The sequence below is a fragment of the Novosphingobium olei genome (genome assembly GCF_012927405.1).
In the GTDB taxonomy this organism is placed as follows: Bacteria; Pseudomonadota; Alphaproteobacteria; order Sphingomonadales; family Sphingomonadaceae; genus Novosphingobium; species Novosphingobium olei.
The window spans coordinates 168646-194368 of record NZ_JABBGM010000001.1 but is presented as its reverse complement, the minus strand read 5'-3'; the positions used below and the strand labels follow the sequence as shown (position 1 = coordinate 194368).

Genomic DNA, 25723 nt, shown 5'->3' with positions numbered 1-25723 from the left:
CGGGATCGGATGGGGGGTAAGGACATGGCCATTGAAGTTCGCCCGCACGGGCGCGTGGGTGCGGAAATCCTGGGGCTGGACCTGGCTGCGATCGATGACGAGGCGCTGGCGCAGGTCCGCTGCGTCTTTGCCGAACACGGCGTGGTGTTCTTCCGCGACCAGCAGATCAGCGAAGAGCAGCACATCGCCTTTGCCCGCCGGATCGGGCCGATCAACACCAACCGCTTCTTCGCCGCGCACCCCGCCCACCCGGAAATCGCGCTGGTGATCAAGGAACCGCACCATCGCGACAACATCGGCGGCGGCTGGCACACCGACCATTCCTACGACGCCATCCCGGCGCTTGGCTCGATCCTCGTCGCGCGCGAACTGCCGCAGAGCGGCGGCGCCACCAGCTTCGCGTCGATGTACGCGGCCTACGAAGGCTTGCCCGGATCGCTGCGCCAGCGGCTGGACAATGCCCGCGCGGTGCATTCGGCCCGCCACGTGTTCGGCAGCAAGGCCAGCGCCTATGCCGCCGCCAGCGATACCCGCGCCGGGCGCATCGGCAACGCCTCGGCCGCCGACGTGCTGGAGGACGTCATCCATCCCGCGATCATCACCCATCCGCTCAGCGGCAAGCGCGCGATCTACATCAACCCTGGCTTCACCACCCGCATCCTCGGCCTGTCGGATGCCGAATCCGACGCGCTGATCGCGGAAGTCTTCGCCCACTGCCAAAACCCCGCCTACCACAGCACATTCACCTGGCAGCCGGGCTCGGTCGCGCTGTGGGACAACCGCGCGACCTGGCACTACGCGCACAACGACTACCACGGCCAGCGCCGCGAAATGCACCGCATCACGATCGAGGGCGAACCGCTGCACTGACCGCCGACCCGCCCCGTTCGTCGCAAGCTTCGCCAAAACTCTATCGTTTCGGTAGATAAATCAGGGCAAGTCGGGCTAGACGTTGCGCGATGCGATTCGCGCGATCGCGCACGCGATGACGTCGGAGCCTGAATGATACGCCTTGAAGGAGTCCACAAACGCTTTCCCGGCGCCGGCGGCGCCGCGCTGGACGGGGTGAACCTTGCCATCGCCCGGGGCGAGGTGTTCGGCATCATCGGGCGTTCGGGCGCGGGCAAGTCCACCCTGGTGCGGATGATCAACGGGCTCGAACGGCCGAGCGCCGGGCGCGTCACGCTCGACGGCGTCGACGTCGCCGCGCTGGCTCCTGCAGACCTTCGCGCGCTGCGCCGCCGCGTGGGGATGATCTTCCAGGGGTTCGGCCTGCTGTCTTCGGCCACCGCCGCGCAGAACATCGCCCTGCCGCTGCGCATCGCCGGCACGCCTGCGCGCGAAGTGGCGGCGCGGGTGGCGGAACTGCTCGGCATGGTCGGGCTGACCGATCATGCCGACAAGTACCCCGCCCAGCTTTCGGGCGGGCAGAAGCAGCGCGTGGGCATCGCGCGGGCGCTGGCGACGCGCCCCGACGTGCTGCTCTGCGACGAGGCGACGAGCGCGCTCGACCCCGAAACCACCCGCGATGTGCTGGCGCTGATCGCCGCGCTCAACCGCGATCTGGGGCTGACGATCGTGCTCATCACCCACGAGATGGACGTCGTGCGGCAGGTCTGCGGCCGGGTGGCGGTGCTGCATGCGGGCAAGGTCGTGGAAAGCGGGGCGACCGTCGACGTGGTGCTCGATCCGCGCCATGCCGAAACCCGCTCGCTGCTTGCCGAAGAGGGCGGCGCACCGTCCTATCGCCACAGCTTTGCCGGAGAGATCGTGCGCTTCACCGCGCGGGGCGAGGCGGCGGCGGGCCCGCTGATCAGCCGCATCGCGCGCGAAACCGGCACCGAGATCGCCATCCTCGAAGGCCGCGTCGGCCACCTGGGCGATACGCCCTATGCGCAGCTGACGCTTGGCCTTTCCGCGGGGAACATCGCGGCCGCGCGCGCCGCGCTGGCACAGGCGGGAGTGATCGGCGCATGAGCGGGTTCTTCGCCGACATCATGTGGTCCGACATCGGCCTCGCCACGCTCGACACGCTGGTGATGGTTTCGGTCTCGCTCGTCCTCACCGTGCTGATCGGCCTGCCGCTGGGCCTTGCGCTGTTCCTGACCGGGCCCGGCCAGGCTTGGGAGCGCCGCTGGCTCAACGTCGCGCTGTCGGCAGCGGTCAACGTGATGCGCTCGCTGCCCTTCATCATCCTGCTGATCGTGCTGATCCCGGTGACGCTGGCGCTGGTCGGCACATCGCTGGGCGTTGCCGGCGCGATCGTGCCGCTGGTTGCGGGGGCGGCGCCGTTCTTCGCCCGGCTGGCCGAAGCGGCGCTGCGCGAAGTCGACCGCGGCACGATCGAGGCGGTGCAGGCGCTGGGCGCCACCACCCGCGATCTGGTCCTGCGGGCGCTGCTGCCCGAAGCGCTGCCCGGCCTTGTCGCCGCCACCACGGTCACCGCCATCACGCTGGTGTCCTATACCGCAATGGCCGGCGTGGTGGGCGCCGGGGGCCTGGGCGATCTGGCGGTCCGCTATGGCTACCAGCGCTTCCAGACCGACGTGATGGTGGTGACCGTCGCGCTGATGATCGTCCTTGTCCAGATCCTGCAAATGCTGGGCGACCGCCTCGTGCGGCGCCTGAGCCGCCGATAGGAGTTTCTCCCGATGCTGCGCCGTCTTGCCGCTCTTGCCGTCCCTGCCCTGCTCTTGCTCTCCGGCTGCGGGAGCAAGCCCGCCGCCGACAGTCCCAACGGCCCGCTGACCGTGGCCGCCACCGCGATCCCGCACGCCGAGATCCTCGAACACATCAAGCCGGTGCTGGCCAAGGAAGGCGTCGACCTCAAGGTCCTCGTGCTCAACGACTTCGTCCAGCCCAACGTGCAGGTTGCCGAAGGGCGCGTGGCGGGGAACTACTTCCAGACCAAGCCCTATCTCGATGAGTTCAACAAGAACCGCAGCGTGAAGCTGGTGACCATCGCCGGCGTCCACGTCGAACCGCTGGGCGGCTATTCGCGCAAGTGGAAGACGCTCGACCAGCTGCCGCAGGGCGCGATCGTGGCGATCCCCAACGAAGGCAGCAACGGCGGGCGCGCGCTGGCGCTGCTGGCCAAGGCGGGCGTCATCACCCTGAAGCCCGAAGCTGGCGCGCTTGCCACCCCCCGCGACATCGTCGCCAATCCGAAGAAGCTGGTGATCCGCGAACTCGAGGCGGCAACGCTGCCGCGCGTGCTGGACCAGGTCGATCTTGCGCTGATCAACACCAACTACGCGCTGGTCGCGGGGCTCAACCCGGTGCGCGATTCGCTGGTGATCGAGGACAAGACCAGCCCTTACGTGAACTACGTCGTCGGCCTTGAAAGCGCGAAGAGCGATCCGCGCGTGCAGAAGCTGGTGGCCGCGCTGCGCAGCGCAGACGTAAAGGCGTTCATCGAAAAGAAGTACGGCGGCGCGGTGATCCCCGCGTTCTGACCGCAAGGGCCAGCTTGCCAATCCCCGCGAACGCGCCGAGATCCGATGCCATGCCAGTAACGATGCCAGCCCCCATGCCGAGCGCCAGCCCCGACCTTGCCGTCTTCTACGAACACCCCGCCTGGTTCGCGCCGCTGTTCGCCAGCCTGGAGCGCGCTGGCATTGCCCACGTCGCGATCCCCGCCACCGGGCACGGCTTCGACCCGGCCGAGCAGCACCCGCCCGCCCCGGTGGTGTTCAACCGCATCGCGATGTCGAGCTTCCTGCGCGCGGCGGAACATCCGATCTTCTATGCCCAGGCGCTGTTCGCGCATTGGGAGGGGCTCGGCGCGCGGGTGATCAACGGCGGGCGGGCGCTGGCGACCGATGCATCGAAGGCGCGGCAGCTCGCGCTGATCCACCGCCTCGGCCTTGCCGCGCCGGCGACGCGCGTCGTCCATGCCCGGGCCGACCTGCCGGCAGCGGCGGCGGCGATCGGCTTCCCCCTGGTGGTCAAGGCCGACATCGGCGGCGCGGGCGCGGGGATTGTCCGCTATGACAGCATGGGCGCGCTTGAAGCGGCGATTGCCGACGGCACCGTGCCCGCAGGGATCAACGGCGTGACGCTGGTGCAGGACTACGTGCCAAGGCGCGGCGGGCGGATCACCCGGGTCGAAACGCTGGGCGGCCGGTTCCTCTATGCGCTCGATATCGAAAGCAGCGGCGACACGTTCGACTTGTGCCCGGCCGATGCATGCGCGGTCGGCCGGCCACCGGTGACGATGACCCGCGCCGACCCGCCGCTCGCGCTGGTGGCGGCGGCGGAGCGGATCGTCGAGGCCGCCGGGATCGACGTCGGCGGCGTCGAATACCTGATCGACGATCGCGACGGCACGGCGCGCTTCTACGACATCAACGCCTTGTCCAACTTCGTCGCCAACCCGAACGAAGTGCTCGGCTGGGACCCCCACGACCGGCTGACCGCGTGGCTGCGCGGGCTGATCGAACAGACGCGAAAGGCCGCCTGATGCGCTTCGGTTTCTGGATGCCGGTGTTCGGCGGCTGGCTGCGCAACGTGCCCGACGAGGGCATGGCGGCGGACTGGAGCTATGTCCGCGACCTAACCCTGGCGGCGGAGCGGCAGGGCTGGGACCTGACGCTGATCGCCGAGCTGAACCTCAACGACATCAAGGGGATCGAAGCGCCCGCGCTCGATGCCTGGTCGACCGCGGCGGCGCTGGCGGCGGTAACCTCGACGCTCGAACTGATGGTGGCGGTCCGCCCCAACTTCCACCACCCCGCCCTGTTCGCCAAGCAGGCGGCCAACATCGACCGGATTTCGGGCGGTCGGCTTACGCTCAACGTCGTCTCGTCGTGGTGGGCGGACGAGGCGCGCCAGTATGGCCTGCAGTTCGACCAGCACGACGATCGCTATGCCCGCACCGCGGAATGGCTGCGCGTGGTCAACGGGCTGTGGAGCGAGCCGCGCTTCAGCCACGAGGGCACGTTCTACCGGCTGGAGGACGCGATCTGCGAACCCAAGCCGCTCGCCCGGCCGCGCCCGCGCCTCTATGCCGGCGGCGAGAGCGAGGCGGCCAAGGCGCTGATCGCGCGCGATTGCGATTCCTTCGTGATGCACGGCGATCCGCCCGAAGTGATCGCAACCAAGATCGCCGACATGCGCGCACGGCGCACCGCCGCCGGGCTGCCGCCGATGACGTTCGGCATGGCAGGCTATGCCATCGTGCGCGACAGCGAGCGGGAGGCCGAGGCCGAGCTTGCCCGCATCACAACGCTGCGCGGCGACCCGCCGGCGGGCTACGACAACTTCGACCAGTGGCTTTCGGGCACGCAGCTGGAGCGCGAGCTGCAGATCCGCGAATATTCCGTCTCCAACCGCGGCCTTCGCGCCGGGCTGGTGGGCACGCCTTCGCAGATCATGGCGCGCATCGCCGATTACGAGGCCGCGGGGCTCGACCTGCTGCTGCTGCAGCTGAGCCCCCAGGCCGAGGAGATGGAACGCTTCGCCCGAGAGGTGATCGGCCCGTGGCGCGCCGGGGCCGCGCGCTAGGCGCACAGCCCGGCGCGCTTACTGGCCCTTCGAGAACGAGCTGTCGAACGCGCCCGACAGATCGGGAACCTTGGCGATGATGCCAGCGGCCTTGTAGCGATTGAGGATGTCGAGCTGTTCGCTGCGCAGGCTGTCGTCGACCGGCGCGGGGGCGGTGCGCAGGTCTTCGACGGTGAAGCGCGCGACATCTTCGGGCAGGCCGGTTTCGCGTGCCAGAACCCTGGCGTACTCGGCGCGATGGTCCGCCAGCCAGGCCCGCGCGCGGCTCAACCGGGCGAGGAAATCGGCGATCTGCGCGCGCTTTGACGCAATCGCGTGGTCGTTGGCGGCGTAGAATCCGGCCTGGCCCGGCAGTTCGCGCGCATCGCCGATGGCGCGCTGGTGATCCTTGATCAGCGCATAGCCGACATAGGCGCCCCACGTCGACCAGGCGTCGATCGCCCCGGTTTCGAGCGCGCTCTTGGCCTCGGCATTGTTAAGATAGACCCAGGTCACGTCCGACGGCTTGAGCCCATGGCGTTCGAGCAGGCGCAGCGCGAGGTCCTGCCCAGCCGAGCCGCGGATCGTGGCGATGCGGCGGCCCTTCAGGTCCTCGACCCGGCGCAGCGGGGACCTCGCCGGCACGATGATCGCCGATGAGCGGCCTCGGTCCGGCCCATCGATCGGCCGCGCGGCATAGACCACCTTGATCTTAGCGCCCGAGGCATAGGCGAAGGCGAACGGCTGGCCGCCAATCCCGCCGATGTCGATCGCGCTCGATCCGAGCGCCTCGAGCAGGGGGGCGGCGGCGGGGAACAGCGCCCAGTCGATCTTGTAGGGCACGTTGTCGAGTTCGCCCGAGGCGCGCAGCAGCGCCTGCACGCCGCCGCGCTGGTCGCCCACGATCAGCGCAGACCCGCCGGCGCCGCCAGCGCCGCCAGCCGAACGATGGCGCAGCCACCAGCCGCCGGCCAGGGCCAGCACGACGAGCGCCAGCGCGGCGAGCACGATGGTCGTGCGGCGGCGGCGCGGCGTTTCGGGTTGCGAGGTGGACGCCATGGCTTTGCCCTTTCTCCTGCACGGTATGTTGCACGCGCCGCATCCGCTGTGGCGCAGGCGATCAAGAGAGCGGCACGCGTCGGGTGGGGTCCAACGCGGAATGCTCAAGCCAGCCGGATCGATGTTCAATGGTTCAGCGACGCTGATCGGGCGCGCAGGCGAACTCATTTGGCGAAGCGCCCGTGTGCTTCCTACCACGGGGCCGGACTGGCGATCGGCCGGTCATCGAAGGAGCCTTGCGGGATGCGCCGTTCTGTCACGAAGTTATTGGCCGTGGGGCTGTGGGCGCTGGCGGCGCTGCCGGCTGCGTCCGCGCATTCCCCGCTCGATCCGCCCGAGGTGCAGGGCCATGTCGATGCCGCGACGCGCCTTGCCGCCCGCGACCTTGCCCAGTCGCTGTTCTTCTGCGAGGCCGATCCCCGCGCCGTGGTGTTCCGCCAGCTCAAGCGCATCGACGAATGGTTCGCGCCGACGCGGATCTTCGACGACCTGTCGTTCATCGGCAACCAGTTCGTCGGCGTCTATGTGCTGCAGACCAGCGACGGGCTGATCCTGTTCGATTCGGGCACCTCGATGGAAGAGGCCGAACACCACATCGCGCCGGGACTGCGCGCGTTGGGGCTGAATGCGAAGGACATCCGCACCATCGTCGTCACCCACGGGCACTGGGATCATTTCGGCGGGGCGCTGTGGTTCCAGCAGACCTATGGCACGCCGGTGGGGCTGAGCGCCAACGACTGGAAGCTGATCGAGGCGCAAGCGGGCACGCCGGTGCTCAATGGCCGGCCGATCCCCCGGCACGATCGCGACATCACCGACGGGCAGGTGCTGACGATCGGCAAGACCCGCGTGTCGCTCTACATCACGCCCGGGCACACCCCGGGCACGGTCTCTGCAATCTTCCCGGTGCGGCAGGGGGGCAGGCGCCACGTCGTCTCGCTGCTCGGCAGCACGGCGCTGCCCGATGCGGTGGAGCCGACCGCGATCACCGGCGGGCTCGAACGCTATCGCGATTCGGTGGACCGGTTCGCACGGCTGAGCCGCGCCGCCGGCGCCGACATCCTGCTCAATACCCACCTGTTCGCCTTCGGCGGGGCCGAACGGCTTGCAGCGGCGCAGCGCGCGCCAAGCGCCGCCGTTCGCGGCAGCCGCTTCGTGATCGGACCCCGGCGCGTGGCGGCGTTTTATGGCCTGATGGACCAGTGCATGCAGGCCGCCGAAGCGCGCATCCGCCTGCGCCCGCCCGCTCCGCGCTGAACCCCTGCGCCTCCTCCCCGCATCGAAGCGGGGGCCGCCTTCGGCCTTGCGCGCCGCTATAGCCGGGTCTTGACCCCGATGCGCAGCGTGCGCGGTTCGACCACCCGGCTCAGCCGCCCTTCGACGGGCGCCGCATCGAATGCGGGCACGTAGGATTCGTAGTAGTAGGCGATATCCTTATCGCGGCTGTCGAACAGGTTGAGCAGGTCGGCATAGAGCTCGACCCCGCCGAACTTGCGCGCCGCGCGCAAGTTGAACACGGTGCTGCCCCTGTCGCGCACCGAGTTGTCCTCGACCAGTGGCGACGGGCCGAGGTGGCGCACGCGCAGCGCCGCTTCCCACGGGCCCCGGATCAGCGAGAACCCGGCCGAGCCCGCATTTTCGAAGGCGTTGGGGATCCGATCGTCGTTATCGTAGCGCGAATGGCTGAGCGTGAAGTTCGCATCGATCGCCAGCCATGCCGCCGGGCGCCAGAAGCCGACCAGCTCGATCCCGTGGCGGCGGCTGGCGCCCGATGGTTCGACCGCGTTTGAATCGCCGACGAAGCGCAGTTCGCTGGCGACATCGAGCGCCCACCAGGTGGCGGTGAAGCTGGCCGTGCCGCGCTGCAGGCGAAGACCCAGTTCGCGCCCCCGCCCGCGCACCAGCAAGGGCACCCGCGCCGCAGCGCTGACCGCACCGCGCACGTCGTTGGAATGGAAGCCTTCGCCCCAGTTGGCATAGAGTTCGGCCCAGGGCGCGGGGCTCCAGGCAAGCGAGAGCTTGGGGCTGGCGATGGCATCGGCCACGCTGCCCTGCCCCAGCGCCACAGCACTCGCATCGCGGGCATGGACGCTGGCATGGTACCAATCGCCGCGCAGCCCCGCGGTCAGGCGCAGTCCGGCAAGCGGCCGCAGCGTCGCCGCCCCCCACACCGCCGCCGACGCCTCGCCCAGCCGGTAGAAGCCGAGCGAGCGGACGAAGCGGCCGGCATCGGCCTGCGCCACGCCGACATTGCCGACCGCGTCATATCGGTTCTCGGTGCCGAGCGCGAAGTCGAGCGCGGGCGAGACTGTCCACGTCCGCTCTCCCTTCAAGCCGTAGACCTGGCGGCGGTCGAATTGCCAGATCTGCGCGCTGGCGCCGCTTGCATCGGCATAGGTCGGGTTCGACAGCATCGACCAGTCGTAGTGCTGGGCATAGGCGTTGATCCGCCAGCCCGGCGCGGTCAGCGCGGCATTGACCACCAGCCGCGTCGTCTGGCCGCGCGCGGTGGGATCGGGCGAGCAGAACACATCGGCGCAGACCGGGGAGCCGACGATCCGTTCGGGGATCTGTTCGGTCGGCCGCCACGTGGCGCGATAGGCATGCGCCGTGACCGCAAGCTGCGCTGCGCCCACCGGCGCGGTCCACTTGGCGAAGCCCGCGTAGTGGCGCAGGTGTTCGCTCTGCTGCCACGGCCCGTCATAGGCCTTGGCCTGGGCGACGATCGTCAGCCGCCCGGGGCCGGCCGCGAACGAGCCCCCGCTCGCCAGCCGGCGCCAGCCATAGGAGCCGGCCTCGACGCTGGCCCAGGGCGCATCGAACCCGGCGATGGTCTGGAAATAGGCCGCGCCCGCCAACGCGAAGTCGCCGCCATCGGCGCGATAGGGCCCCTTGCGGAAGGTTTCGCGCTCGATCACCTCGGGGATCAGCCCGTTGAGATCGAGATAGCCCTGGCCGTGCCCGTGCGAGCGCAGATTCATCTGCACGTCGTCGACGTAGGTGGTGAAATCGGTGCCGTGATCCAGGTTGAAGCCGCGCAGGAAATATTGGTTGGCCTTGCCGCTGCCCGAATGCTGCGCCGCGACCATGCCGGGGATCGCCTCGAGCAGTTCGGACACCTTGACCAGCGGCCGCACCAGCAGGTCCGCCCCGGCAACGCTGCCCTCGCTCGCCGCCGCCGCGCTGCCGATCCGCGCCTCGCCCCGGCCGAACACCACGATCTGCGACTGCGGCACGGGGGCCGGCGCCTCTTCGGCCCTTGCCGTGGCGGGCAGGGAAATCGCGCCCAGCATGGCGGGGGCGGCAAGGCGGAAAGGGCAGGCGCGGCGCTGGGTCATCACTTCGTCCCGTGCCGGAACCCGCCCGCCGCCACCATCGAGATCGCCCGGGGTGGCGGTTAAGCATTGCTCATAGCACCGCCGCCGAAATGGCCGCCGAACTCGTTTGCCGGCCACCGGGCGGGTCCGATAGCGCTGCTGTGGGAAGGTTCGCCAAGGGAAAGAAGCACGCCGGCATGCGCATTCGTGACGCGATAGACGAACCGGCGGCCTCGCGCGCAGGCGGGCATGGCGCTGCCCCTGCCAGCCAGTTCCTGTGGTACATCCCCAACCAGATCGACGGGGGCCACCGGGGCGATACGCCGTCACCCGATCTCGCCACGTTCGACCTGCTGACCGCGCACGCCCGCGCGGTCGAGGACGGCGGCTGGCAGGGCGCGCTGATCGGCACGAGCTGGGGCCGCTTCGATGCCTGGACGCTCGCCAGCGCGCTGACCGCCGCGACGCGCCGGTTCGAGCCGCTGGTGGCGATCCGCCCGGGCTACTGGCAGGCGGCGCAGTTCGCCGCCGCCGCCGCGACGCTCGACCACCTGAGCGGCGGGCGGCTGCGGGTCAACATCGTGTCGGGGCGCGACGAACTGGGCGCCTATGGCGATGGCGAGGATGCCTCGGCCCGGCGCTATGACCGCACGCGCGAATTCATGGTGCTGGTCCGCCGCCTCTGGTCGGGCGAGACGGTGAACTTTGCCGGCGCGTTCTATCAGGTGGCGGACGCCCGGCTGGCGCCCCCGGTGGCGCGCAGGCCCGGGCGGGCGCATCCGCCGCTCTATTTCGGCGGCGCATCGCCCGCGGCCGAGGCGGTCGCCGCCGGCCATGCCGACGTGCAGCTGTTCTGGGGCGAGCCGCTGGACGGCATCGCCGAACGGATCTCACGGCTGCGCGCGCTGAGCCGCACGCTCGACCGCGACCTGCCGCCGCTCGAATTCGGGCTCAGGATCACGACCGTGGTGCGCGAAACGAGCGAGGCGGCCTGGGCCGCCGCCCACGCCAAGCTCGCCGCGATGGCGCAGGGCTGGAGCGAGGCGTCATGGGTGCACCAGAGCGCCGCCGCGTTCGGGCAGGCGCGGCTCAACGCGCTGCATGCGAGCGGCGACGTGCTCGACGACAACCTGTTCACCGCGCCCGCCCGGCTGGGCGCGGGCGGCGCGGCGAGCACCTGGCTAGTCGGCTCGGCCGCCGAAGTCGCCGCCGCGCTGGCGCGTTACCGCGCGCTCGGCATCAGCCATTTCGTGCTGTCGGACACGCCTTATCGCGAAGAGGCCGACCGCCAGGGACGGCTGCTGCTGCCGCTGCTGCGCGAGGCGGCGCTCAGCGCAGGGCAAACCCCAGCGCGCGCAACGCGGCCTTGAGCCGGTCGCGCCCGTTGAGCGAGGCCGCCGAACGCCCACGGGCGAGCAGCAACGCGCGCCAGCCGACCACGTCCTGCCCCTGCGACTGCTGGAAGGCGCGCGCGACATCATCGTAGCGGGCGATCGCGTCGCGCTGCGCTTCGAGCGCATAGGTTTCGTGGTGGAGCACCGCGGCTTGCGGCAGCCGGGGCTTGATCGCCGCCGGGTGCGCGGGATCGGGCAAGCCGACGACGAGGCCGAAGGCGACCGCGGCGCGTTCCGGCAGGCCGGCGATTGCGGCGACCTCTTCCGGCCGATTGCGCAGCGCGCCGATGTATACGGTGCCAAGGCCCAGCGATTCGGCGGCGATGACCGCGTTCTGCGCGGCAAGCGCGGCGTCGATTGCGGCGACGGTGAAGCTTTCGAGGTATTCGAACCCTTCGGCCGGCTGCTGCGCATCGTCGGCGACCAGCTTGGCGCGGGCAAGGTCGGCAATCCACAACAGGATCAGCGGCGCCTGCTCGATATGCTTCTGCCCTCCGGCCAGCGCGGCAAGCTGCCGGCGCTTGTCCGGATCGGCGATCGCCACCACGCTCCACAGCTGCAGGTTCGAGGAGCTGGCCGCAGACTGCGCCGCCGCCACCAGCGTTTCGACCGTGCCCGGCGGCAGCGCATCGGGCCGGTAGGCGCGCACCGAGCGGTGCGCCAGCAAGGCGGCGATGGTATCGTTCCAGAGCAACGCAGGCGCGCTGTCATCGCCATAGCGCGCATGAAGCGCACGGCCCTGCGCGGACTGGACGGGATCTTCGAGTGCCACGGCGGTATCTCCTTGCGAACGGCATTGCCTTGCCCCGCTTGTAGCCCGGCCCCGCCGCGACGGCGCAATCAATCCTGCAAAAGACTGCGTGAGAATTGCTGCAGGTTCGAAGAGGGCCGCGCGCGATTGGCAAGCGCGTCTCCCGCACCCACGCCCCCATATCCGGCGGCGAGCCCGGACGATAACGCCGTTTGGAAAGCGGTACGGACCTGCGCGACCGGCGCGGGCGCCATGCGTGGCGCTTGCGCGTGGAGGGCAAGAGGAACGCTGTGGCGAGTGGCCGGCGGGGCGTTGGCTATCCCGGATCGGCTCAGCCTTTATTCGGACGGGGGCTCGAAACCCGGGCGGCGGCTCGCAAGGCGGCCCGGTCCGTAGCGATAAGTCCCACGAGGATAAGTTCCGGGATTAGTCGCGGCCGCATGAAGGGGCCGGACCGGACTGGAACCGGACTCGCAAGGGAGCGCTGCCACGCGGTTGAACCACCGCACCACATCCGCCCGTCCGTTGCAGTGGCGTTGGGTGTGCCCTGAGGGACTTGGGGCTTAACGCCCTCGCTGACCGCTTCCGAGGAAGCGGCCTCCCGCAGCGCCGACCCGCGCCGGTCGCGTCGGGCCTTTCCCAGCGTGGAGATTGGCCCGAAGGAGCGAAGAGCAAGCCGGCCATGCCGCTCCCGGTCCGTGGTGGGGCGTATAACCTATATGGTACGTTTTGTCAAGGTTGAGTTAGAACAAGGATGGATGCGAGGGGGTGACCCCCTCGCGCTCCCAGGACGTCTTCCGGCGCTGGCCAAGCGCTGTAGCGTGGGTGTTGCGTGCTGTCTGGCGGTTGCGCCTGGGAGAACAAGGGCAGCCCTTCGACAGGCTCAGGGCAGGCGGTTTGGGGGGCGTGGGGTGTTCGTTCCTCAGACGTCATGCCAGCGTAGGCTGGCATCGCTCACGGTTTGCGGAACGGTTGGCGCGCTTGGCGGCGAGCGATCCCGGCCTTCGCTGGGATGACGTTGGGGGGCATCCTCACCCCGTCCATCCCGAGCTTGTCGAAGGACTGTTCTTGCCTTCTGCCCCCGCTCCATCGCGGGGTTGAGGTATGGGGTCCAAGCCGAAGTCGCCCGGCCCGAGGTGCAACACGCCCAGCGAACGCACCGTGCTCGCTGTTCTCCATACGGCCGGCGGCTTCAGTCCCGGGCCGGAAGCACCATCGTCACCTCGAAGCCGTGCGGTTCGCGATTGCGGCCGGCCACCGTGCCGCCATGCGCCGCGATCGCGCGCGATGCGATGGCAAGGCCAAGGCCCAGCCCCCCACCCACGCCGTGGACGAACGGTTCGAAGATCGTGTCGATCGCATCATCCGCCACGCCGGGGCCGCTGTCGCGCACCACGATCGTGAAGGCGCCGTTGCGGCTGCTCCAGCGCGCTTCGACCTCGATCACGTCGCCCCCGGCCGAAAAGCGCAGTGCATTGCGCAGGATGTTCTCGACCGCGCGGCGCACAAGTTCCGAGCTGCCCCGGATCGGCGGCAGATCCTCGTCCGCGCCGTTCGATACGCGCAGGGCCACGGTCACATCGGTGGGCGCGGCTTCGTAGCGCACATCCTCCACGACGCTTTCGAGGATGCCGAACAGGTCGAAGTATTCATCGACGCCGACGGTCCCGCCCTCGGCACGCGACAGGGTGAGCAGTTCGCCGATCAGTTCGTTCATCCGTTCGACTTCGCGCTCCATGCGATCCATCGAGGCCTGCTGCCGCTCGCCGCCCTGCCGTGCGAGGGCGAGCGCCACCTGCAGCCGCGCGAGCGGCGAGCGCAATTCGTGCGAAACGTCGTGGAGCAGCTGCGTGCGCCGGCTGACCAGCTGCTTGAGCCGGGCCGCCATCTGGTCGAAATCGAGGGCAAGGTCGGCGATCTCGTCGCGCCGCCGCCCCATGGCGGACCCGACGCGCACGTCCAGTTCCCCGCGCGCCAGCCGGGCAAACCCGTTGCGCAGGTGGCCGATCGGCCGCAGCAGGTATGTCGCCAGAAGTGCGCTGAACACCATCCCCGCGACAAACCCGATCACCAGCAGTTCGGGCGGAATGTTGAGCCGCCAGCCTTTATCCAGGCTGCGGTCGAAGTGCACGTTGTAGGCCTTGCCGCCCGGTGCCTTCACCGGCCGCACCAGCTGGGTCTGAGTCGACACCGGCGGCACGGGCCCTTCCTGCGAGGCCGGCACCAGCCGCAGGCGATGGCGCTGTTCGGGCGAGAGGTTCTTTTCCAGCGCCGCGAAACCCGCCACCCCGTTCGTTTCGACCGCGCGGCCGGCCATGTTGACCAGCGTCGGTCCGATCATCACGGCCACCGCCGATTCCGGCGGCGACTTGCGGTCGCGCAGCGAGAACAGCGCCCAGACACCCTGGGTGATAAGCAGGAACGTGCACAGGAACCCCAGCAGGATCTTGGCGAACAGCCGCCGCCCGGTCATGCCGGCAGCAGCCTGTACCCGACCCCGCGCACCGTCTCGATCGAAAGCCGCCGGGCCGACGCGGCCTCCAGCTTGATCCGCAGGTTGCTGATGTGGACATCGACGCTGCGATCGTAGCTCTGGCGCGCGCGGCCGAGCCCGCGCAGCGAGAGGTCCTCCTTGGTCGAGACCGTTTCGCCCGCCCGCGCGAGGATGGCGAGGAAGTTGAACTCGGTTGCGGTCAGTTCGAGCGCGCTGCCGTTCCAGGAGGCGCGGCGCGGCCCCGGCTCGACGACGAGATCGCCGAGCGCGACCGCGTTGTGGCGGGCCGGTCGCTCCTGCGGGCCGGTGCGGCGGCGCAAGTGGGCGCGCAGCCGGGCGACCAGTTCGCGCGGGTAGCAGGGCTTGGCGACGTAGTCGTCGGCGCCCAGTTCCAGCCCGACGACCTTGTCGATTTCGTCCCCGCGCGCCGACAGCATGATCACCAGCACGTCGCTCGTTTCGCGCAGCTGGCGCAGGACCTCGAGCCCGCTGAACCCCGGCAGCATCAGATCGAGCACCACCGCATCGTGATCGCCCGACAGCGCGCGGGCGAGACCATCCTGCCCGGTTTCCGCCACCTCCACCTCGAAGCCATCGCCTTCAAGATATTCGGCCAGCATCACGGCGAGTTCGCGATCGTCGTCCACCAGGAGGATGCGCTTGAGCTCCATCTGCACGCGACGGTGATGGCGCAACGGCGACGCCATGTCAGCAGCCGCACGGCGGTCTTGGCGGAATCTTTACGCTGCACTTGCGAAGACTTGACCGCCGTACCGCGCGAGCAGGGCGCATAACGGCGGACATGTTCACCTCTCGTCGACTCGTGATCGCCGGTGTCGTTGCCGGCATCGTTCTTGCCATCCTTGCCGCCTGGCTCACCTTCGGGCGCGGCGAGTCGCAGGCGCAGTACGTCACGGCCAAGGTGACCCGCGGATCGGTGGAAAAGACCGTCGAGGCGAGCGGCACGCTCGAACCGCGCGAGCTGGTGGGCGTGGGCGCGCAGGTATCGGGCCGGGTCGAGACGCTGCACGTCGCCATCGGCGATACCGTGCGCAAGGGCGACCTGATCGCGCAGATCGATTCGCAGACGCAGAACAACAGTCTCGATACGGCGCGCGCGCAGCTCGCCAATGTCCAGGCTCAGCTGGCCGGCGCCGAAGCGAGCCTGATCAAGGCGCGGCTCGCCTTCCAGCGCCAGCAGGCCCTGGGTTCGGGCCAGGCGACCTCGCGCGCGGACTACGAAGCGGCGCAGGCCGAGCTGCGCTCGGCGCAGGCTTCGCGCGATGCGATCGTCGCCCAGATCCGCTCGGCGCAAGTCAGCGTCAACAGCGCGCAGGTCCAGCTGGGCTTCACCCGCATCACCGCGCCGATGGACGGCGTCGTCGTCGCGATCGTGACCAAGCAGGGCCAGACCGTTAACGCGAACCAGTCCGCGCCCACGATCGTGGTTCTCGCCAAGCTCGACGAGATGACGATCAAGGCCGAGGTATCGGAAGCCGACGTGATCAACGTGCGCGCCGGGATGCCCGCGCACTTCACCATCCTGGGAGACCCGGACAAGCGCTACAGCGCCACGTTGCGCCTGGTCGAGCCCGCACCCGAATCGATCGTCAACGAAGTGAATTCGTCGACCAGTTCGTCGAGCACATCGAGCACGTCGAGCAGCGCGATCTACTACAACGCGCTGTTCGAGGTGCCGAACGCCGACGGGCGGCTGCGCGCGTTGATGACCGCCAAGGTCACCATCGACCTCGACCGCAGGAGCAACGTGCTGACGATCCCGGCCACCGCGCTCGGCACGCGCGCCGCCGATGGCAGCTATGCCGTCCGCGTGGTCGACGAGGACGACAAGGTTTCCACCCGCCGGGTCAGGATCGGACTCAACAACAACGTCATCGTCGAGGTCGTGTCCGGCCTCAAGCAAGGCGAAAGCGTCATCGTCGGAACGGCCTCTGCGAAAAGCGAAAGCAAATCGCGGATGGGCCCGCCGATGATGTGAGCGCAGACATGACCAGCACCCCCCTGCTCAAGCTGTCCGCCGTCCGCCGCGAATATTCCGCCGGCGACACCGTGTTCGCCGCGCTGAAGAGCATCGACCTGACCATCGAGGCCGGCGAGATGGTCGCCATCGTCGGGCAATCGGGTTCGGGCAAATCGACCCTGATGAACATCCTGGGCTGCCTGGACCAGGCGACGTCGGGATCGTACCAGATCAACGGCCGCGACGTGAAGGATCTCGCCCCCGACGATCTTGCCGCGCTGCGCCGCGAACACTTCGGCTTCATCTTCCAGCGCTACCACCTGCTGGGCGATCTTTCCGCGCTCGGCAATGTCGAGGTGCCGGCCGTCTATGCCGGGGCGACCCGGGCCGAGCGCGATGCGCGGGCCCGCAGCCTGCTCGAACGGCTGGGCCTTGGCGATCGCACGCGCAACCGCGCCGGCCAGCTTTCGGGCGGCCAGCAGCAGCGCGTCTCGATCGCGCGGGCGCTGATGAACGGGGGCGAGGTGATCTTCGCCGACGAACCGACCGGCGCGCTCGATTCGGCGAGCGGCAAGGAAGTCATGGCGATCCTGGGCGAACTCCACGCCGAAGGCCACACCGTCATCCTCGTCACCCACGATCATGCCGTGGCCGAGCACGCTGACCGCGTCATCGAGATCCGCGACGGCGAGATCGTCTCCGACCGCCGGGTGCGCGAATACAACGCAAGGCCCATGGCCGATCGCCCGGCGCGCACGCAGAGCAGGTTCGCGGCCGTGGTCGATCGCGCGCGCGAGGCGTTCCGCATGGCGGTGCTGGCCATGGCCGCGCACAAGCTGCGCACGTTCCTGACGATGCTGGGCATCATCATCGGCATCGCCTCGGTGGTGTCGGTCGTGGCGCTGGGCAAGGGTTCGCAGCAGAAGATCCTGTCCGACATTTCCAGCCTTGGCACCAACACGCTGACCGTGTTTCCGGGCAAGAGCTTCGGCGACATGCGCTCGGCCAAGATCGAGACGCTCAAGGCCTCCGATGCCGAGGCGCTGGCCCAGCTACCCTATGTCGACAGCGCCACGCCCAGCGTTTCGACCAGCAACACCGCGCGGTACCGCAACGTTTCCGCCACGGCGCAGGTCAGCGGCGTTGGCGGCAGCTATTTCCGCGTGCGCGGGCTGGAGGTGACGTCGGGCGGGGTGTTCGGCGAAACCGAGGTCCGCGACATCGAACAGGTCGCCGTGATCGACGAGAACACGGCCAAGACGCTGTTCGTCAACGGCGAGGATCCGATCGGGCAGGTGGTGGTGGTCGGCAAGGTGCCGCTGCGGATCATCGGCGTGGTTGGCACGCAGCAGCAAGGTTTCGGCGGCAGCGATTCGCTGACCGTCTATGCGCCCTACACCACGGTGATGAGCCGCATGCTGGGGCAGGCGTTCGTCAGCAACATCTCGGTGCGGATCAGCGACGGGGTGCCCACCGATGCGGCCCAGTCCGCCGTTTCCGACCTCCTCGCGCGGCGCCACGGGACGACCGACTTCTTCATCAACAACTCCGACGACTTCCTCAAGACGATCACCAGCGCGACCCGGACGATGACGCTGCTCGTCGCCGCGATCGCGGTGATCTCGCTGATCGTCGGCGGCATCGGGGTGATGAACATCATGCTGGTGTCGGTGACCGAGCGGACCAGCGAGATCGGCGTGCGCATGGCGGTGGGGGCGCGGCAATCGGACATCCTGCAGCAGTTCCTGATCGAAGCGGTGCTCGTCTGCCTGATCGGCGGCGTGCTGGGCATCGCGCTGTCGTTCTCGGTCGGGCTGCTGATCTCGCTGCTCGGGTCGACCTTCTCGATGGTCTATTCCACCACCTCGATCGGCGCGGCCTTCGGCTGTTCCACCCTGATCGGCATCGCCTTCGGCTTCCTTCCGGCGCGCCGCGCCGCCGCGCTGGCGCCGGTTGACGCCCTGTCGAGAGATTGACGATGAACCTTCCCACCACGCTCCGCCGCAAGGCGACCGTCGCCGGAATGCTGGCCCTGCTGCTAGCCACCACCGGCTGCGCTGCAGTCACCCGCAGCACCTACAAGGCGCCGGCAACGCCGGTGGGCCAGGCTTTCGACCTGACGTTGTCGGGCAGCGCCGCCACCGGCACGGCGCCGTGGTGGAACAACTTCGACGACCGGCAGCTTTCGGCCGTGGTCGACGAAGTCCTCGCCGCCAACCCGAACCTCGCCGCCGCCGGGCTCACGCTGCGGCAGGCGCGGCTGTCGAGCCGGCTGTCGCGGCAGAACCTGTTCCCCAGCGGGTCGGCCAGCGCATCGGCCGGTGCCAGCAAGCCGCTCGACGGCAATGGCGCCGGGTGGAACAGGTCGTCTTCGGCCGCGCTCGATGCCTCGTGGGAGATCGACCTGTTCGGCCGGCTAGACGCCGCGGCCGATGCCGCGCGCTGGGAAGCCGAGGCGACGCAGAGCGACCTTGCCTCGACCCGCCTTTCGCTGATCGGCACCACGGTGACGACGTGGTGGCAGCTGGCCTATGCCAACCAGACCATCGCGCTGGGCGAAATTGGCATCGAGCGGTCGCGCAAATCGCTGCAGCTGGTGCGGCGCTCGTACGATGCCGGCGCGGTTTCGGCGCTTTCCCCGCGGGAGGCGGAGCAGGATCTCGCCTCGCTCGAAGCGCAGCAGACCCAGCTTGTCCAGGCCCGCGTCCAGGCGCTCAAGACGCTCGCCGCGCTGATGGGCCGGCAGGGCTACGACGGGCCGCAGCCCACCGCGCTGCCCGATGGCGAACTGCCGACGATCCCGGCCGGCGTGCCCGCGCAGCTGCTTGCCCGCCGGCCCGACCTTGCCGCCGCCGAACAGCGCCTGCGCGGCGCGCTGGCGACCAGCGATGCGAACGTCGCCAGCTACTATCCGCGGTTCAGCCTGACCGGCTCGCTGGGAGGCAGCAGCACGTCGCTGACCGGGTTCCTGTCCAACCCGATCGCCTCGATCGGCGCGCTGTTCTCGCTGCCCGAGCTGAACCCAGAAAAGATCCGCCTGGGCACGGCTGTCGCCCGCACCACGTACCGCATCGCCGCCGAGCAGTTCCGCACGACGTTCTACAACGCGCTGCGCGATACCCAGATCGCGCTGTCCGCGCGCGAACAATACGTGCAGCAGGCAGGCGCGCTGCAGGCGGCGCTCGTTGCCGCCAAAGCGGCAGAGCAGCTCTACCAGCGGCAGTACGATGTCGGGCTGATCCCGCTGCGCACGCTGATCGATGCGCGCGAGCGCACCCGCACCGCGCGCACCAGCGTGATCCAGAACCGCTTCAACGCCATCGACGCGCAGATCCAGGTCTACCAGGCGCTGGGCGGGGATGCGCTCGCCGGCTGAGGCCGCCCCATCCCGTTGCATCGATAGGCGGCGCTCTGACCGACCCATCTGCGAAATGGATAGTGTGGGTCCGGAAACTTGCGTTTCCGGACCCAACGCCGGTTGGGCATGACAGCGCCCTGATCAGATCCTGGGAGTTGTCATGCCTCTTTCGTCTTCCACCGCGGTTCTTGGCGTCGAAAGCGTCGTGTTCGGCGTTGCCGACCTTGCCGAACACACGCGTTTCTGGACCGATTTCGGCCTTCCGCTGGAAAGCACGACGGAAACCGAAAGCGTCTTTCGCCTGCAGTCGGGCAGCCGGGTGATCATCCTGGCCCATGGCGATGCCCGCCTGCCTTCGCCCGATCCGTTCGACGGCGATGGGCTGAAGGAAACCGTGTGGGGCATCGACACGGCCGAAAACCTCGAACGGATCACCGCCAGCCTGGCCAGCGAAGTCGCCGTCACGCGCGATGCCGATGGCACCGTCCATTGCGTCTGCCCCGATGGCCAGCCGATCGCCCTGCGCGTCTGGAACAAGCGCCAGGTCATCTCGCACACCAGCCCGGTCAACACCCCGGCGCACTGGCCGCGCTTCAACGAGCACCGCATCTGGCGCAAGCGCGCCATTCCCAAGACGATCAACCACGTGGTGTTCTTCAGCCCCGACTATGTCGGCAGCTTCGAATTCTACGAGCGCCACCTTGGCTTCCGCTATATCGATCACTCGAAGGGCACCGGCATCTTCGCGCGGGCCGGCGGCACGTTCGAACACCATTCGATCTTCTGGGTGAACTGCGACCTGCCGATCGCGCCCGATCACTTCAAGTTCATGCACATCGCCTTTGGCTGCGACGACATCGACGAAGTCATGCTCGGCGCCAACATCATGGATAACAAGGGGTGGAAGAACACCACGATGAACACGAGTGGCGGCATCTCGCGCCACCGCATCTCGTCGGCGATCTACTACTATTGCGAGATCCCCGGCCACGCCGGTGAGGCCGAATACCACGCCGATACCGACTACCTCGACGATGGCTGGGTGCCGCGCGCCTGGGACTTCAAGTTCGGCTCGCTGCTGTGGTCGCACAACGCACCCGCGATTTTCCGCGGCGATGACATCCCATGGGACATGGCGTTCGATTCGGACCGCAAGAGCTTCGATCCCTACCGCCGTGCCAAGCCCGGCAAGCAGGCCATCTCGGGCGACCTCGCGAACCTGACCGCAGACGACGAACACGCGATCTGAACGAGCCCGCAAAGCGGGCCGCAGGAACAAAAAAGTGCCTTCTTCCCCGGCATCCACCGCCGGTTCAAGGGTCCGGGGAAGAGGATGACAGGGAGAGGTATCGCATGAGCGCAGACGCGATCAGGCTTGATGGCAAGGTGGCGATCGTCACCGGCGGGGCTGGCGGCATCGGAGCCGCGACGGCCCGTCTGATGACGGCGCGCGGCGCGCATGTCGCCATTGCCGACATCAATGGCGAAGCTGCCAACGCACTGGCCGGCGAACTTCCCGGCGCCATCGCCATCGAAATGAACCTGGAGGACGAGAGCGCGGTTGTCGACATGATCGCGCGCACCGTCAGCCATTATGGGCGGCTCGACGTGCTGCACAACAATGCCGCGCTGCTGGGGCCCGACGTGGCGCGCGCCGATGGCGATGTCGAAACCATGGACACCGCGCTGTGGGACCGCACCTATGCCGTCAACGTGCGCGGCACGATGATCGCCTGCCGCGCCGCCCTGCCGCACCTTCGCGCCACGCGTGGCAATATCGTCAACACCGTCAGCAACCTGGCGTTGCAGGGGCACATCATCCAGGCCGCCTATTCCTCGTCGAAGGCGGCGGTCATCCAGCTTACCCGGGCCATCGCGGCAAGCCACGGCAAGGCCGGCGTGCGCTGCAACGCCGTCGCCCCGGGCATGACGCTGACCCCGGCGCTCAAGGAAGCGTTCCCGCCGCTGCTGTGCCAGACCGTGGAAGGCGAAACGCTGCGCGACCAGCTGGGCGAACCCGACGACATCGCCCAGGCGGTCGCCTTCCTGGCGTCGGATGCCGCGCGCAACGTGACCGGCCACGTGCTGGTCGCCGACGGCGGTGGTGCCAGCCACGTGCCCGGCCTTCCCGGATTCCGCGCATTCCTTTCGGGAGACCACGCATGAGCCAGCATGACATCGTCGTGATGGGCGCCGGCCACAACGGGCTGGTCGCCGCCGCCTACATGGCCAAGGCCGGCAAGAAGGTGCTCGTGCTCGAACGCAAGCCCCACTACGGCGGCGGCGTTTCCACGCGCGAGCTGCTCAAGCCCGGGTTCTGGCATGACGAGCACTCGAACGTGCACATCATGATCCAGGGCAACCCGATGCTGCGCGAGGACGAGCTCGGCCTGCTCTCCAAGTTCGGCCTCGAATACATCTATCCCGACCTGATCCACGTCTCGATCTGGGAAGACGGCACGGTCATCCGGTCTTACAAGGATCTGGACCGCACCTGCGAGGAGCTCACCCGCGTCGCCGGCGCGCGCGATGCCGAAGCCTATCGCAAGTTTGTGAAGATGAGCCAGACGGCGCTGCCCATGCTGATGAGCGGCATGTATGCGCCGCCCTTCCCGCTCGGCGCCTTCGTGGCGATGATGGACCAGTCGGACGAAGGCCGCTTCCTGCTCGACCTGATGCAGCGCAGCGCGCTCGACATCGTCGATGCCTATTTCGAAAGCGACCTGCTCAAGCTGCACATCGTGCGCATGGTCACCGAAAACCTGCAGATGCCCGACGAGCTGGGCACCGGCATGGGCGCCTTCGTCATGCCCGGGATCGTCCACACCTTCGGCTGCTCGATGCCCAAGGGCGGATCGGGCCAGCTGAGCCACGCCTTGGTCCGCGCCATCGAACATTTCGGGGGCGAGGTGCGCTGCAATGCCGAAGTGAAGCGGGTGATCGTCTCGGGCGGCCGCGCCACCGGGCTCGAACTGGTCGATGGCGAAACCTTCATGGCGCGCGACGGCGTGATCGGCGCCATCCATCCGCACGTGCTGCGCAAGTTCGTCGCCGAAACGCCCGAGCCGGTGCTCGAGCGCGCCGAGCGCGTCTCGCAGTCGACCTTCTCGATCAACCTTACCCACCTGACGCTGAAGGAGCGTCTGCGGCTCAAGGTCGGCAACGACTGCAACGCCATGATGACCGAGCTGATGGACTTCTACACCGTGCGCGACATGTGCATCGAGTATGACAAGCTCAAGCACGGCGAGGTCAGCCCCCGCCTGATCGCGGGCGGCGACAACACCATCTTCGATCCATCGCGCGCGCCCGCAGGGGCCGGCGTGTTCTATGGCGTGAACTTCGCGCCCTACAACCTCTACCCGCATGGCCCGGGTTCGTGGGACGAGCGCAAGGAGGAAGTCGCGGACAACGCGCTCGCCCAGTACCGCAAGTTCTACGAAAACCTGGGCGACGACAACATCACCGGCCGCCTGGTCCGCTCGCCGATCGATCACGAACGCGACAGCCCGGCGAGCTTCGTGCGCGGCGACATCCACGGCTGCGGTCCGTTCTTCTACCAGTCGGCAGGGCACCGCCCGACGCCGGATCTCGGCTCGCTGCGGGTGCCGGGGGTGGAAAACCTCTACCTCGTCGGCCCCTTCATGCACCCGGGCGGCGGCGTGTTCGGCGCGGGCCGCGCCACCGCGATCCAGATGATGGACGACATGGGGCTGGATTACGACAAGGTCTGCGGAGGGCCGGTGTGATGACCAATGAACGCAAGATTGTCCCCGTCGCCAAGATCCTTGACGCGAACGACAAGGAACTGATGGCGATCCGCAAGCTGGAGCGGGACGGCAGCACGCTGGTGATCCGCGGCAAGATCTTCGGCGCCATGCCGATGGTCGCGAAGCTGACCCCCAGCCAGGCCCGCGCCGCGCTCAAGCTGCTCGACTTCAAGACCATCGTGTTCCTGCTGACAATTCTCTTCCGCAAGGACTGAGCCCTTCGCGGGTCGCACCATCACGCCAAAGAGCGTGCAACGTTGAACGATCAGTCTGCGTCCGCCTCGGCCAGGTCGAAGCGGACACGGGCCTTGCGTATTTCCTGCTGGTGGGCATTGACCCAGCCGATCAGCCCCGTCGCATGGTCGCGCAGTTCGGCGCCAAGGTCGGTCAGCGCATAGCTCACCCTTGGCGGCACCGTCGGCACCACGTGGCGCACGACATAGCCGTCGCGCTCCATCGCCCGCAGCTTGAGCGTCAGCACGCGCTGCGAGATCTTTTCCTCGGCCCCCAGCCGCCCCAGCACGCGGCGCAGCTCTGCATGGCGCCACGTGCCGAAGCCCAGCACCAGCAGGATCAGCGTGGACCACCGGTCTCCCAGCATGGCGAACGTCGTGCGCACCGGCTCGTCGCGGCGCACGCCATGCGCGCTCATGTCGCGCGCGAGCAGGTCGACCTGCTGGTGAAAGGCAGGATCGATGCCCGACAGGTCGATAGCGCCTTTCATCCCGGTCTCCATCTTCCCGGAGGCCGATTCTAGATCAATGCCCCCCGCGATCAAGTGACCGAGCGGGACACGGGCGGTGTCAGAACGGCGCGTTCAGGCAATCCAGCGCGGATTCGAGCACCTTGGTCACTTCTTCGGTCGCAGCGTGATCGAGCTGCAGCTGCCCCATCCGCACGCTGCTTTCGATCACGTAGCGGCAGCGCTCGAAGCGGCGATCCTGGTAGCCCCGGAGCCCTGCGGTCACGTCGTCCGCCCTGGCCAGTTCCTCGGCCAGCACGATGCCGCTTTCCACCGCCATCCCTGCGCCCGAGGCCAGGTGCGGGGTCGTGGCGTGGACGGCATCGCCCAGCAGCACGATCCGGCCGTTGAACCACGGCCCGGGCTGCATCGCGGCCACCAGTGGGCGATAGTTGATCCAGTCATCGCGCGTCATGTTGTCGCGGATCCAGCCGGGGCTGCCGCCGAAATCCTTGAGCAGGTCCTTCAGGGTGACGAACAGTTCCTCCTCGTCCATGAAGGTTTCGCGCTCTTCGTGCCGCGTCAGCATCCACATGTAGATGCTGTCGGGCGAACAGGCGGTAATCCCGGCGGGGTTGTCGTGGCCGAAATAGAATTCGCCGCCCTTCAGCTCGGGCGGCTTGCGCATCGATATGCGCCAGCAGCCCTGCCCGGTCGGCTGCGCGGGCGCCATGTGCGGGAAGGCGATCTCGCGCACGCGTGAAAACACGCTGTCCGCGCCGACCACCAGATCGTAGCGACCGGTCGTGCCGTCGGAGAAAACCACGTCGACCCCGCCGTCGCGGTTGTCCAGCGCCGTCACGGTCACCCCCAGGCGCACCGGGATGTCGAGCGAGCGCACCTTGCCCTGCATGATCCGGTGCAGCACCGGGCGCATGATCCCGCCGGTGGCGGGCAGACCTTCCTCGATGATCGGCTCTTCCAGATCGTGGACGAGCGTGCCGTCATAGCGGAACACCCGGCTGCAGTTGGTGATCGCCCCTTCCGCCTTGATCTGGTCGAGCAGGCCGAGCCGGCGATATGCGCGCAGCGTCGGCCCGGTGATCGTGATCCCCGCCCCATAGACGCGCCATTGCGGGTCGAGATCGATGAGCTCGACGCTCACGCCCCGTTCGGCGAGGCTTGCCGCCGCCGCCATTCCGCCAATGCCCCCGCCGACGACAAGCGCCGTTTCGATGCTCGTGATCCTGTCCATGCCCATGGCCTTCTTCCTGCTGGCGCAGCGCGTCCAAGACAAACCCGAAGCATGGATGACCAGCTATCGATCGGGTGAAGGTGAGGCCCGGAAAAGTGCGGTTTTCAGGCCTGCGGAGGGCACAAAAAAGTACCTTCTTGGAGCCGGTCGGCTATAGGCCTAGCGGGATCGGATTTAC

At 68.5% G+C, this 25723-nt stretch carries 22 protein-coding genes; 15 read left to right on the top strand and 7 right to left on the bottom strand.

What is annotated here, in order from left to right; translation table 11 throughout:
- Positions 1-24 precede the first annotated feature (24 nt).
- The 6 genes from HHL27_RS00890 to HHL27_RS00865 all read left to right on the top strand — a co-directional run bounded on the left by HHL27_RS00890 (position 25) and on the right by HHL27_RS00865 (position 5505).
- Positions 25-870: a TauD/TfdA dioxygenase family protein gene (locus HHL27_RS00890; protein ID WP_169491498.1), complete on the top strand. Its 846-nt coding sequence runs from the start codon at positions 25-27 to the stop codon at positions 868-870.
- A 132-nt stretch (positions 871-1002) separates the two neighbouring features.
- The gene (locus HHL27_RS00885) at positions 1003-1977 is read left to right on the top strand and encodes a methionine ABC transporter ATP-binding protein (RefSeq protein ID WP_169491497.1); all 975 of its coding nucleotides are present in this window, start codon (positions 1003-1005) and stop codon (positions 1975-1977) included.
- Entirely contained in the window at positions 1974-2639 is a 666-nt protein-coding gene (locus HHL27_RS00880) for a methionine ABC transporter permease (RefSeq protein ID WP_169491496.1), read from the top strand. The genes HHL27_RS00885 and HHL27_RS00880 overlap by 4 nt, the downstream gene beginning before the upstream one ends.
- 12 nt (positions 2640-2651) lie before the next feature.
- Positions 2652-3455, top strand: coding sequence for a MetQ/NlpA family ABC transporter substrate-binding protein (locus HHL27_RS00875; protein WP_169491495.1), 804 nt, complete (start codon positions 2652-2654; stop codon positions 3453-3455).
- Between the two features lie 74 nt (positions 3456-3529).
- Positions 3530-4462, top strand: coding sequence for an ATP-grasp domain-containing protein (locus HHL27_RS00870; protein WP_169492053.1), 933 nt, complete (start codon positions 3530-3532; stop codon positions 4460-4462).
- Positions 4462-5505, top strand: a complete 1044-nt coding sequence (locus HHL27_RS00865; RefSeq protein WP_169491494.1) for an LLM class flavin-dependent oxidoreductase — start codon at positions 4462-4464, stop codon at positions 5503-5505. Before HHL27_RS00870 ends, HHL27_RS00865 begins: the two co-directional genes overlap by 1 nt.
- Before the next feature lie 18 nt (positions 5506-5523).
- Here the strand turns inward: HHL27_RS00865 and HHL27_RS00860 are convergent, their stop codons facing one another.
- On the bottom strand, positions 5524-6543 hold the full coding sequence (locus HHL27_RS00860) for an ABC transporter substrate-binding protein (protein ID WP_169491493.1): 1020 nt from the start codon (positions 6541-6543) through the stop codon (positions 5524-5526).
- Between the two features lie 243 nt (positions 6544-6786).
- Between HHL27_RS00860 and HHL27_RS00855 the strand changes: the two genes are divergently transcribed.
- Positions 6787-7800: an MBL fold metallo-hydrolase gene (locus HHL27_RS00855; protein WP_169491492.1), complete on the top strand. Its 1014-nt coding sequence runs from the start codon at positions 6787-6789 to the stop codon at positions 7798-7800.
- A gap of 56 nt (positions 7801-7856) precedes the next feature.
- On the opposite strand, the gene HHL27_RS00850 is transcribed toward HHL27_RS00855, so the two are convergent.
- A complete protein-coding gene (locus HHL27_RS00850) occupies positions 7857-9881 on the bottom strand; it encodes a TonB-dependent receptor (RefSeq protein WP_169491491.1) in 2025 nt (674 codons plus the stop codon).
- 176 nt (positions 9882-10057) lie between these two features.
- Here HHL27_RS00850 and HHL27_RS00845 point away from each other — a divergent pair, with 176 nt between their 5' ends.
- Entirely contained in the window at positions 10058-11230 is a 1173-nt protein-coding gene (locus tag HHL27_RS00845; RefSeq protein ID WP_169491490.1) for an LLM class flavin-dependent oxidoreductase, read from the top strand.
- On the opposite strand, the gene HHL27_RS00840 is transcribed toward HHL27_RS00845, so the two are convergent.
- The 3 genes from HHL27_RS00840 to HHL27_RS00830 form a co-directional block, all read right to left on the bottom strand.
- The gene (locus tag HHL27_RS00840) at positions 11190-12026 is read right to left on the bottom strand and encodes a nitroreductase family protein (RefSeq protein ID WP_169491489.1); all 837 of its coding nucleotides are present in this window, start codon (positions 12024-12026) and stop codon (positions 11190-11192) included. The two genes, HHL27_RS00845 and HHL27_RS00840, sit on opposite strands and share 41 nt — an antisense overlap.
- A 1171-nt stretch (positions 12027-13197) precedes the next feature.
- Positions 13198-14478, bottom strand: coding sequence for a HAMP domain-containing sensor histidine kinase (locus tag HHL27_RS00835; RefSeq protein WP_169491488.1), 1281 nt, complete (start codon positions 14476-14478; stop codon positions 13198-13200).
- Entirely contained in the window at positions 14475-15206 is a 732-nt protein-coding gene (locus HHL27_RS00830) for a response regulator transcription factor (protein WP_240959228.1), read from the bottom strand. Before HHL27_RS00830 ends, HHL27_RS00835 begins: the two co-directional genes overlap by 4 nt.
- 95 nt (positions 15207-15301) lie before the next feature.
- Here HHL27_RS00830 and HHL27_RS00825 point away from each other — a divergent pair, with 95 nt between their 5' ends.
- The 7 genes from HHL27_RS00825 (at position 15302) to HHL27_RS00795 (ending at position 23823) form a co-directional block, all read left to right on the top strand.
- Positions 15302-16498: an efflux RND transporter periplasmic adaptor subunit gene (locus tag HHL27_RS00825; RefSeq protein ID WP_169491487.1), complete on the top strand. Its 1197-nt coding sequence runs from the start codon at positions 15302-15304 to the stop codon at positions 16496-16498.
- A gap of 8 nt (positions 16499-16506) precedes the next feature.
- The gene (locus HHL27_RS00820) at positions 16507-18456 is read left to right on the top strand and encodes a MacB family efflux pump subunit (protein ID WP_169491486.1); all 1950 of its coding nucleotides are present in this window, start codon (positions 16507-16509) and stop codon (positions 18454-18456) included.
- Between the two features lie 2 nt (positions 18457-18458).
- Positions 18459-19856, top strand: coding sequence for an efflux transporter outer membrane subunit (locus tag HHL27_RS00815; protein WP_240959225.1), 1398 nt, complete (start codon positions 18459-18461; stop codon positions 19854-19856).
- Positions 19857-19998: 142 nt separating this feature from the next.
- Positions 19999-21087: a VOC family protein gene (locus HHL27_RS00810; protein ID WP_169491485.1), complete on the top strand. Its 1089-nt coding sequence runs from the start codon at positions 19999-20001 to the stop codon at positions 21085-21087.
- Positions 21088-21191: 104 nt separating this feature from the next.
- Positions 21192-22004, top strand: a complete 813-nt coding sequence (locus HHL27_RS00805) for an SDR family NAD(P)-dependent oxidoreductase (protein WP_169491484.1) — start codon at positions 21192-21194, stop codon at positions 22002-22004.
- The gene (locus tag HHL27_RS00800; RefSeq protein WP_169491483.1) at positions 22001-23587 is read left to right on the top strand and encodes a phytoene desaturase family protein; all 1587 of its coding nucleotides are present in this window, start codon (positions 22001-22003) and stop codon (positions 23585-23587) included. Before HHL27_RS00805 ends, HHL27_RS00800 begins: the two co-directional genes overlap by 4 nt.
- Complete coding sequence (locus HHL27_RS00795) at positions 23587-23823, top strand: hypothetical protein (RefSeq protein WP_169491482.1); 237 nt, start codon at positions 23587-23589, stop codon at positions 23821-23823. The genes HHL27_RS00800 and HHL27_RS00795 overlap by 1 nt, the downstream gene beginning before the upstream one ends.
- Before the next feature lie 50 nt (positions 23824-23873).
- On the opposite strand, the gene HHL27_RS00790 is transcribed toward HHL27_RS00795, so the two are convergent.
- The gene (locus tag HHL27_RS00790) at positions 23874-24332 is read right to left on the bottom strand and encodes a winged helix-turn-helix transcriptional regulator (RefSeq protein WP_169491481.1); all 459 of its coding nucleotides are present in this window, start codon (positions 24330-24332) and stop codon (positions 23874-23876) included.
- Between the two features lie 79 nt (positions 24333-24411).
- Positions 24412-25545 (bottom strand): FAD-dependent monooxygenase, encoded by a 1134-nt coding sequence (locus HHL27_RS00785; RefSeq protein WP_169491480.1) that lies wholly within the window; start codon positions 25543-25545, stop codon positions 24412-24414.
- Positions 25546-25723 lie beyond the last annotated feature (178 nt).

What these genes read in the sequence shown, in the direction of transcription:
- HHL27_RS00890 (WP_169491498.1), top strand. Translation starts at nt 25, where the DNA reads ATGGCCATTGAAGTTCGCCCGCACGGGCGCGTGGGTGCGGAAATCCTG.
- HHL27_RS00805 (WP_169491484.1), top strand. Translation starts at nt 21,192, where the DNA reads ATGAGCGCAGACGCGATCAGGCTTGATGGCAAGGTGGCGATCGTCACC.
- HHL27_RS00800 (WP_169491483.1), top strand. Translation starts at nt 22,001, where the DNA reads ATGAGCCAGCATGACATCGTCGTGATGGGCGCCGGCCACAACGGGCTG.
- HHL27_RS00855 (WP_169491492.1), top strand. Translation starts at nt 6,787, where the DNA reads ATGCGCCGTTCTGTCACGAAGTTATTGGCCGTGGGGCTGTGGGCGCTG.
- HHL27_RS00795 (WP_169491482.1), top strand. Translation starts at nt 23,587, where the DNA reads ATGACCAATGAACGCAAGATTGTCCCCGTCGCCAAGATCCTTGACGCG.
- HHL27_RS00785 (WP_169491480.1), bottom strand. Translation starts at nt 25,545, where the DNA reads ATGGACAGGATCACGAGCATCGAAACGGCGCTTGTCGTCGGCGGGGGC.
- HHL27_RS00835 (WP_169491488.1), bottom strand. Translation starts at nt 14,478, where the DNA reads ATGACCGGGCGGCGGCTGTTCGCCAAGATCCTGCTGGGGTTCCTGTGC.
- HHL27_RS00820 (WP_169491486.1), top strand. Translation starts at nt 16,507, where the DNA reads ATGACCAGCACCCCCCTGCTCAAGCTGTCCGCCGTCCGCCGCGAATAT.
- HHL27_RS00815 (WP_240959225.1), top strand. Translation starts at nt 18,459, where the DNA reads ATGAACCTTCCCACCACGCTCCGCCGCAAGGCGACCGTCGCCGGAATG.
- HHL27_RS00825 (WP_169491487.1), top strand. Translation starts at nt 15,302, where the DNA reads ATGTTCACCTCTCGTCGACTCGTGATCGCCGGTGTCGTTGCCGGCATC.
- HHL27_RS00790 (WP_169491481.1), bottom strand. Translation starts at nt 24,332, where the DNA reads ATGAAAGGCGCTATCGACCTGTCGGGCATCGATCCTGCCTTTCACCAG.
- HHL27_RS00865 (WP_169491494.1), top strand. Translation starts at nt 4,462, where the DNA reads ATGCGCTTCGGTTTCTGGATGCCGGTGTTCGGCGGCTGGCTGCGCAAC.
- HHL27_RS00885 (WP_169491497.1), top strand. Translation starts at nt 1,003, where the DNA reads ATGATACGCCTTGAAGGAGTCCACAAACGCTTTCCCGGCGCCGGCGGC.
- HHL27_RS00875 (WP_169491495.1), top strand. Translation starts at nt 2,652, where the DNA reads ATGCTGCGCCGTCTTGCCGCTCTTGCCGTCCCTGCCCTGCTCTTGCTC.
- HHL27_RS00810 (WP_169491485.1), top strand. Translation starts at nt 19,999, where the DNA reads ATGCCTCTTTCGTCTTCCACCGCGGTTCTTGGCGTCGAAAGCGTCGTG.
- HHL27_RS00850 (WP_169491491.1), bottom strand. Translation starts at nt 9,881, where the DNA reads ATGACCCAGCGCCGCGCCTGCCCTTTCCGCCTTGCCGCCCCCGCCATG.
- HHL27_RS00830 (WP_240959228.1), bottom strand. Translation starts at nt 15,206, where the DNA reads ATGGCGTCGCCGTTGCGCCATCACCGTCGCGTGCAGATGGAGCTCAAG.
- HHL27_RS00870 (WP_169492053.1), top strand. Translation starts at nt 3,530, where the DNA reads ATGCCGAGCGCCAGCCCCGACCTTGCCGTCTTCTACGAACACCCCGCC.
- HHL27_RS00845 (WP_169491490.1), top strand. Translation starts at nt 10,058, where the DNA reads ATGCGCATTCGTGACGCGATAGACGAACCGGCGGCCTCGCGCGCAGGC.
- HHL27_RS00860 (WP_169491493.1), bottom strand. Translation starts at nt 6,543, where the DNA reads ATGGCGTCCACCTCGCAACCCGAAACGCCGCGCCGCCGCCGCACGACC.
- HHL27_RS00880 (WP_169491496.1), top strand. Translation starts at nt 1,974, where the DNA reads ATGAGCGGGTTCTTCGCCGACATCATGTGGTCCGACATCGGCCTCGCC.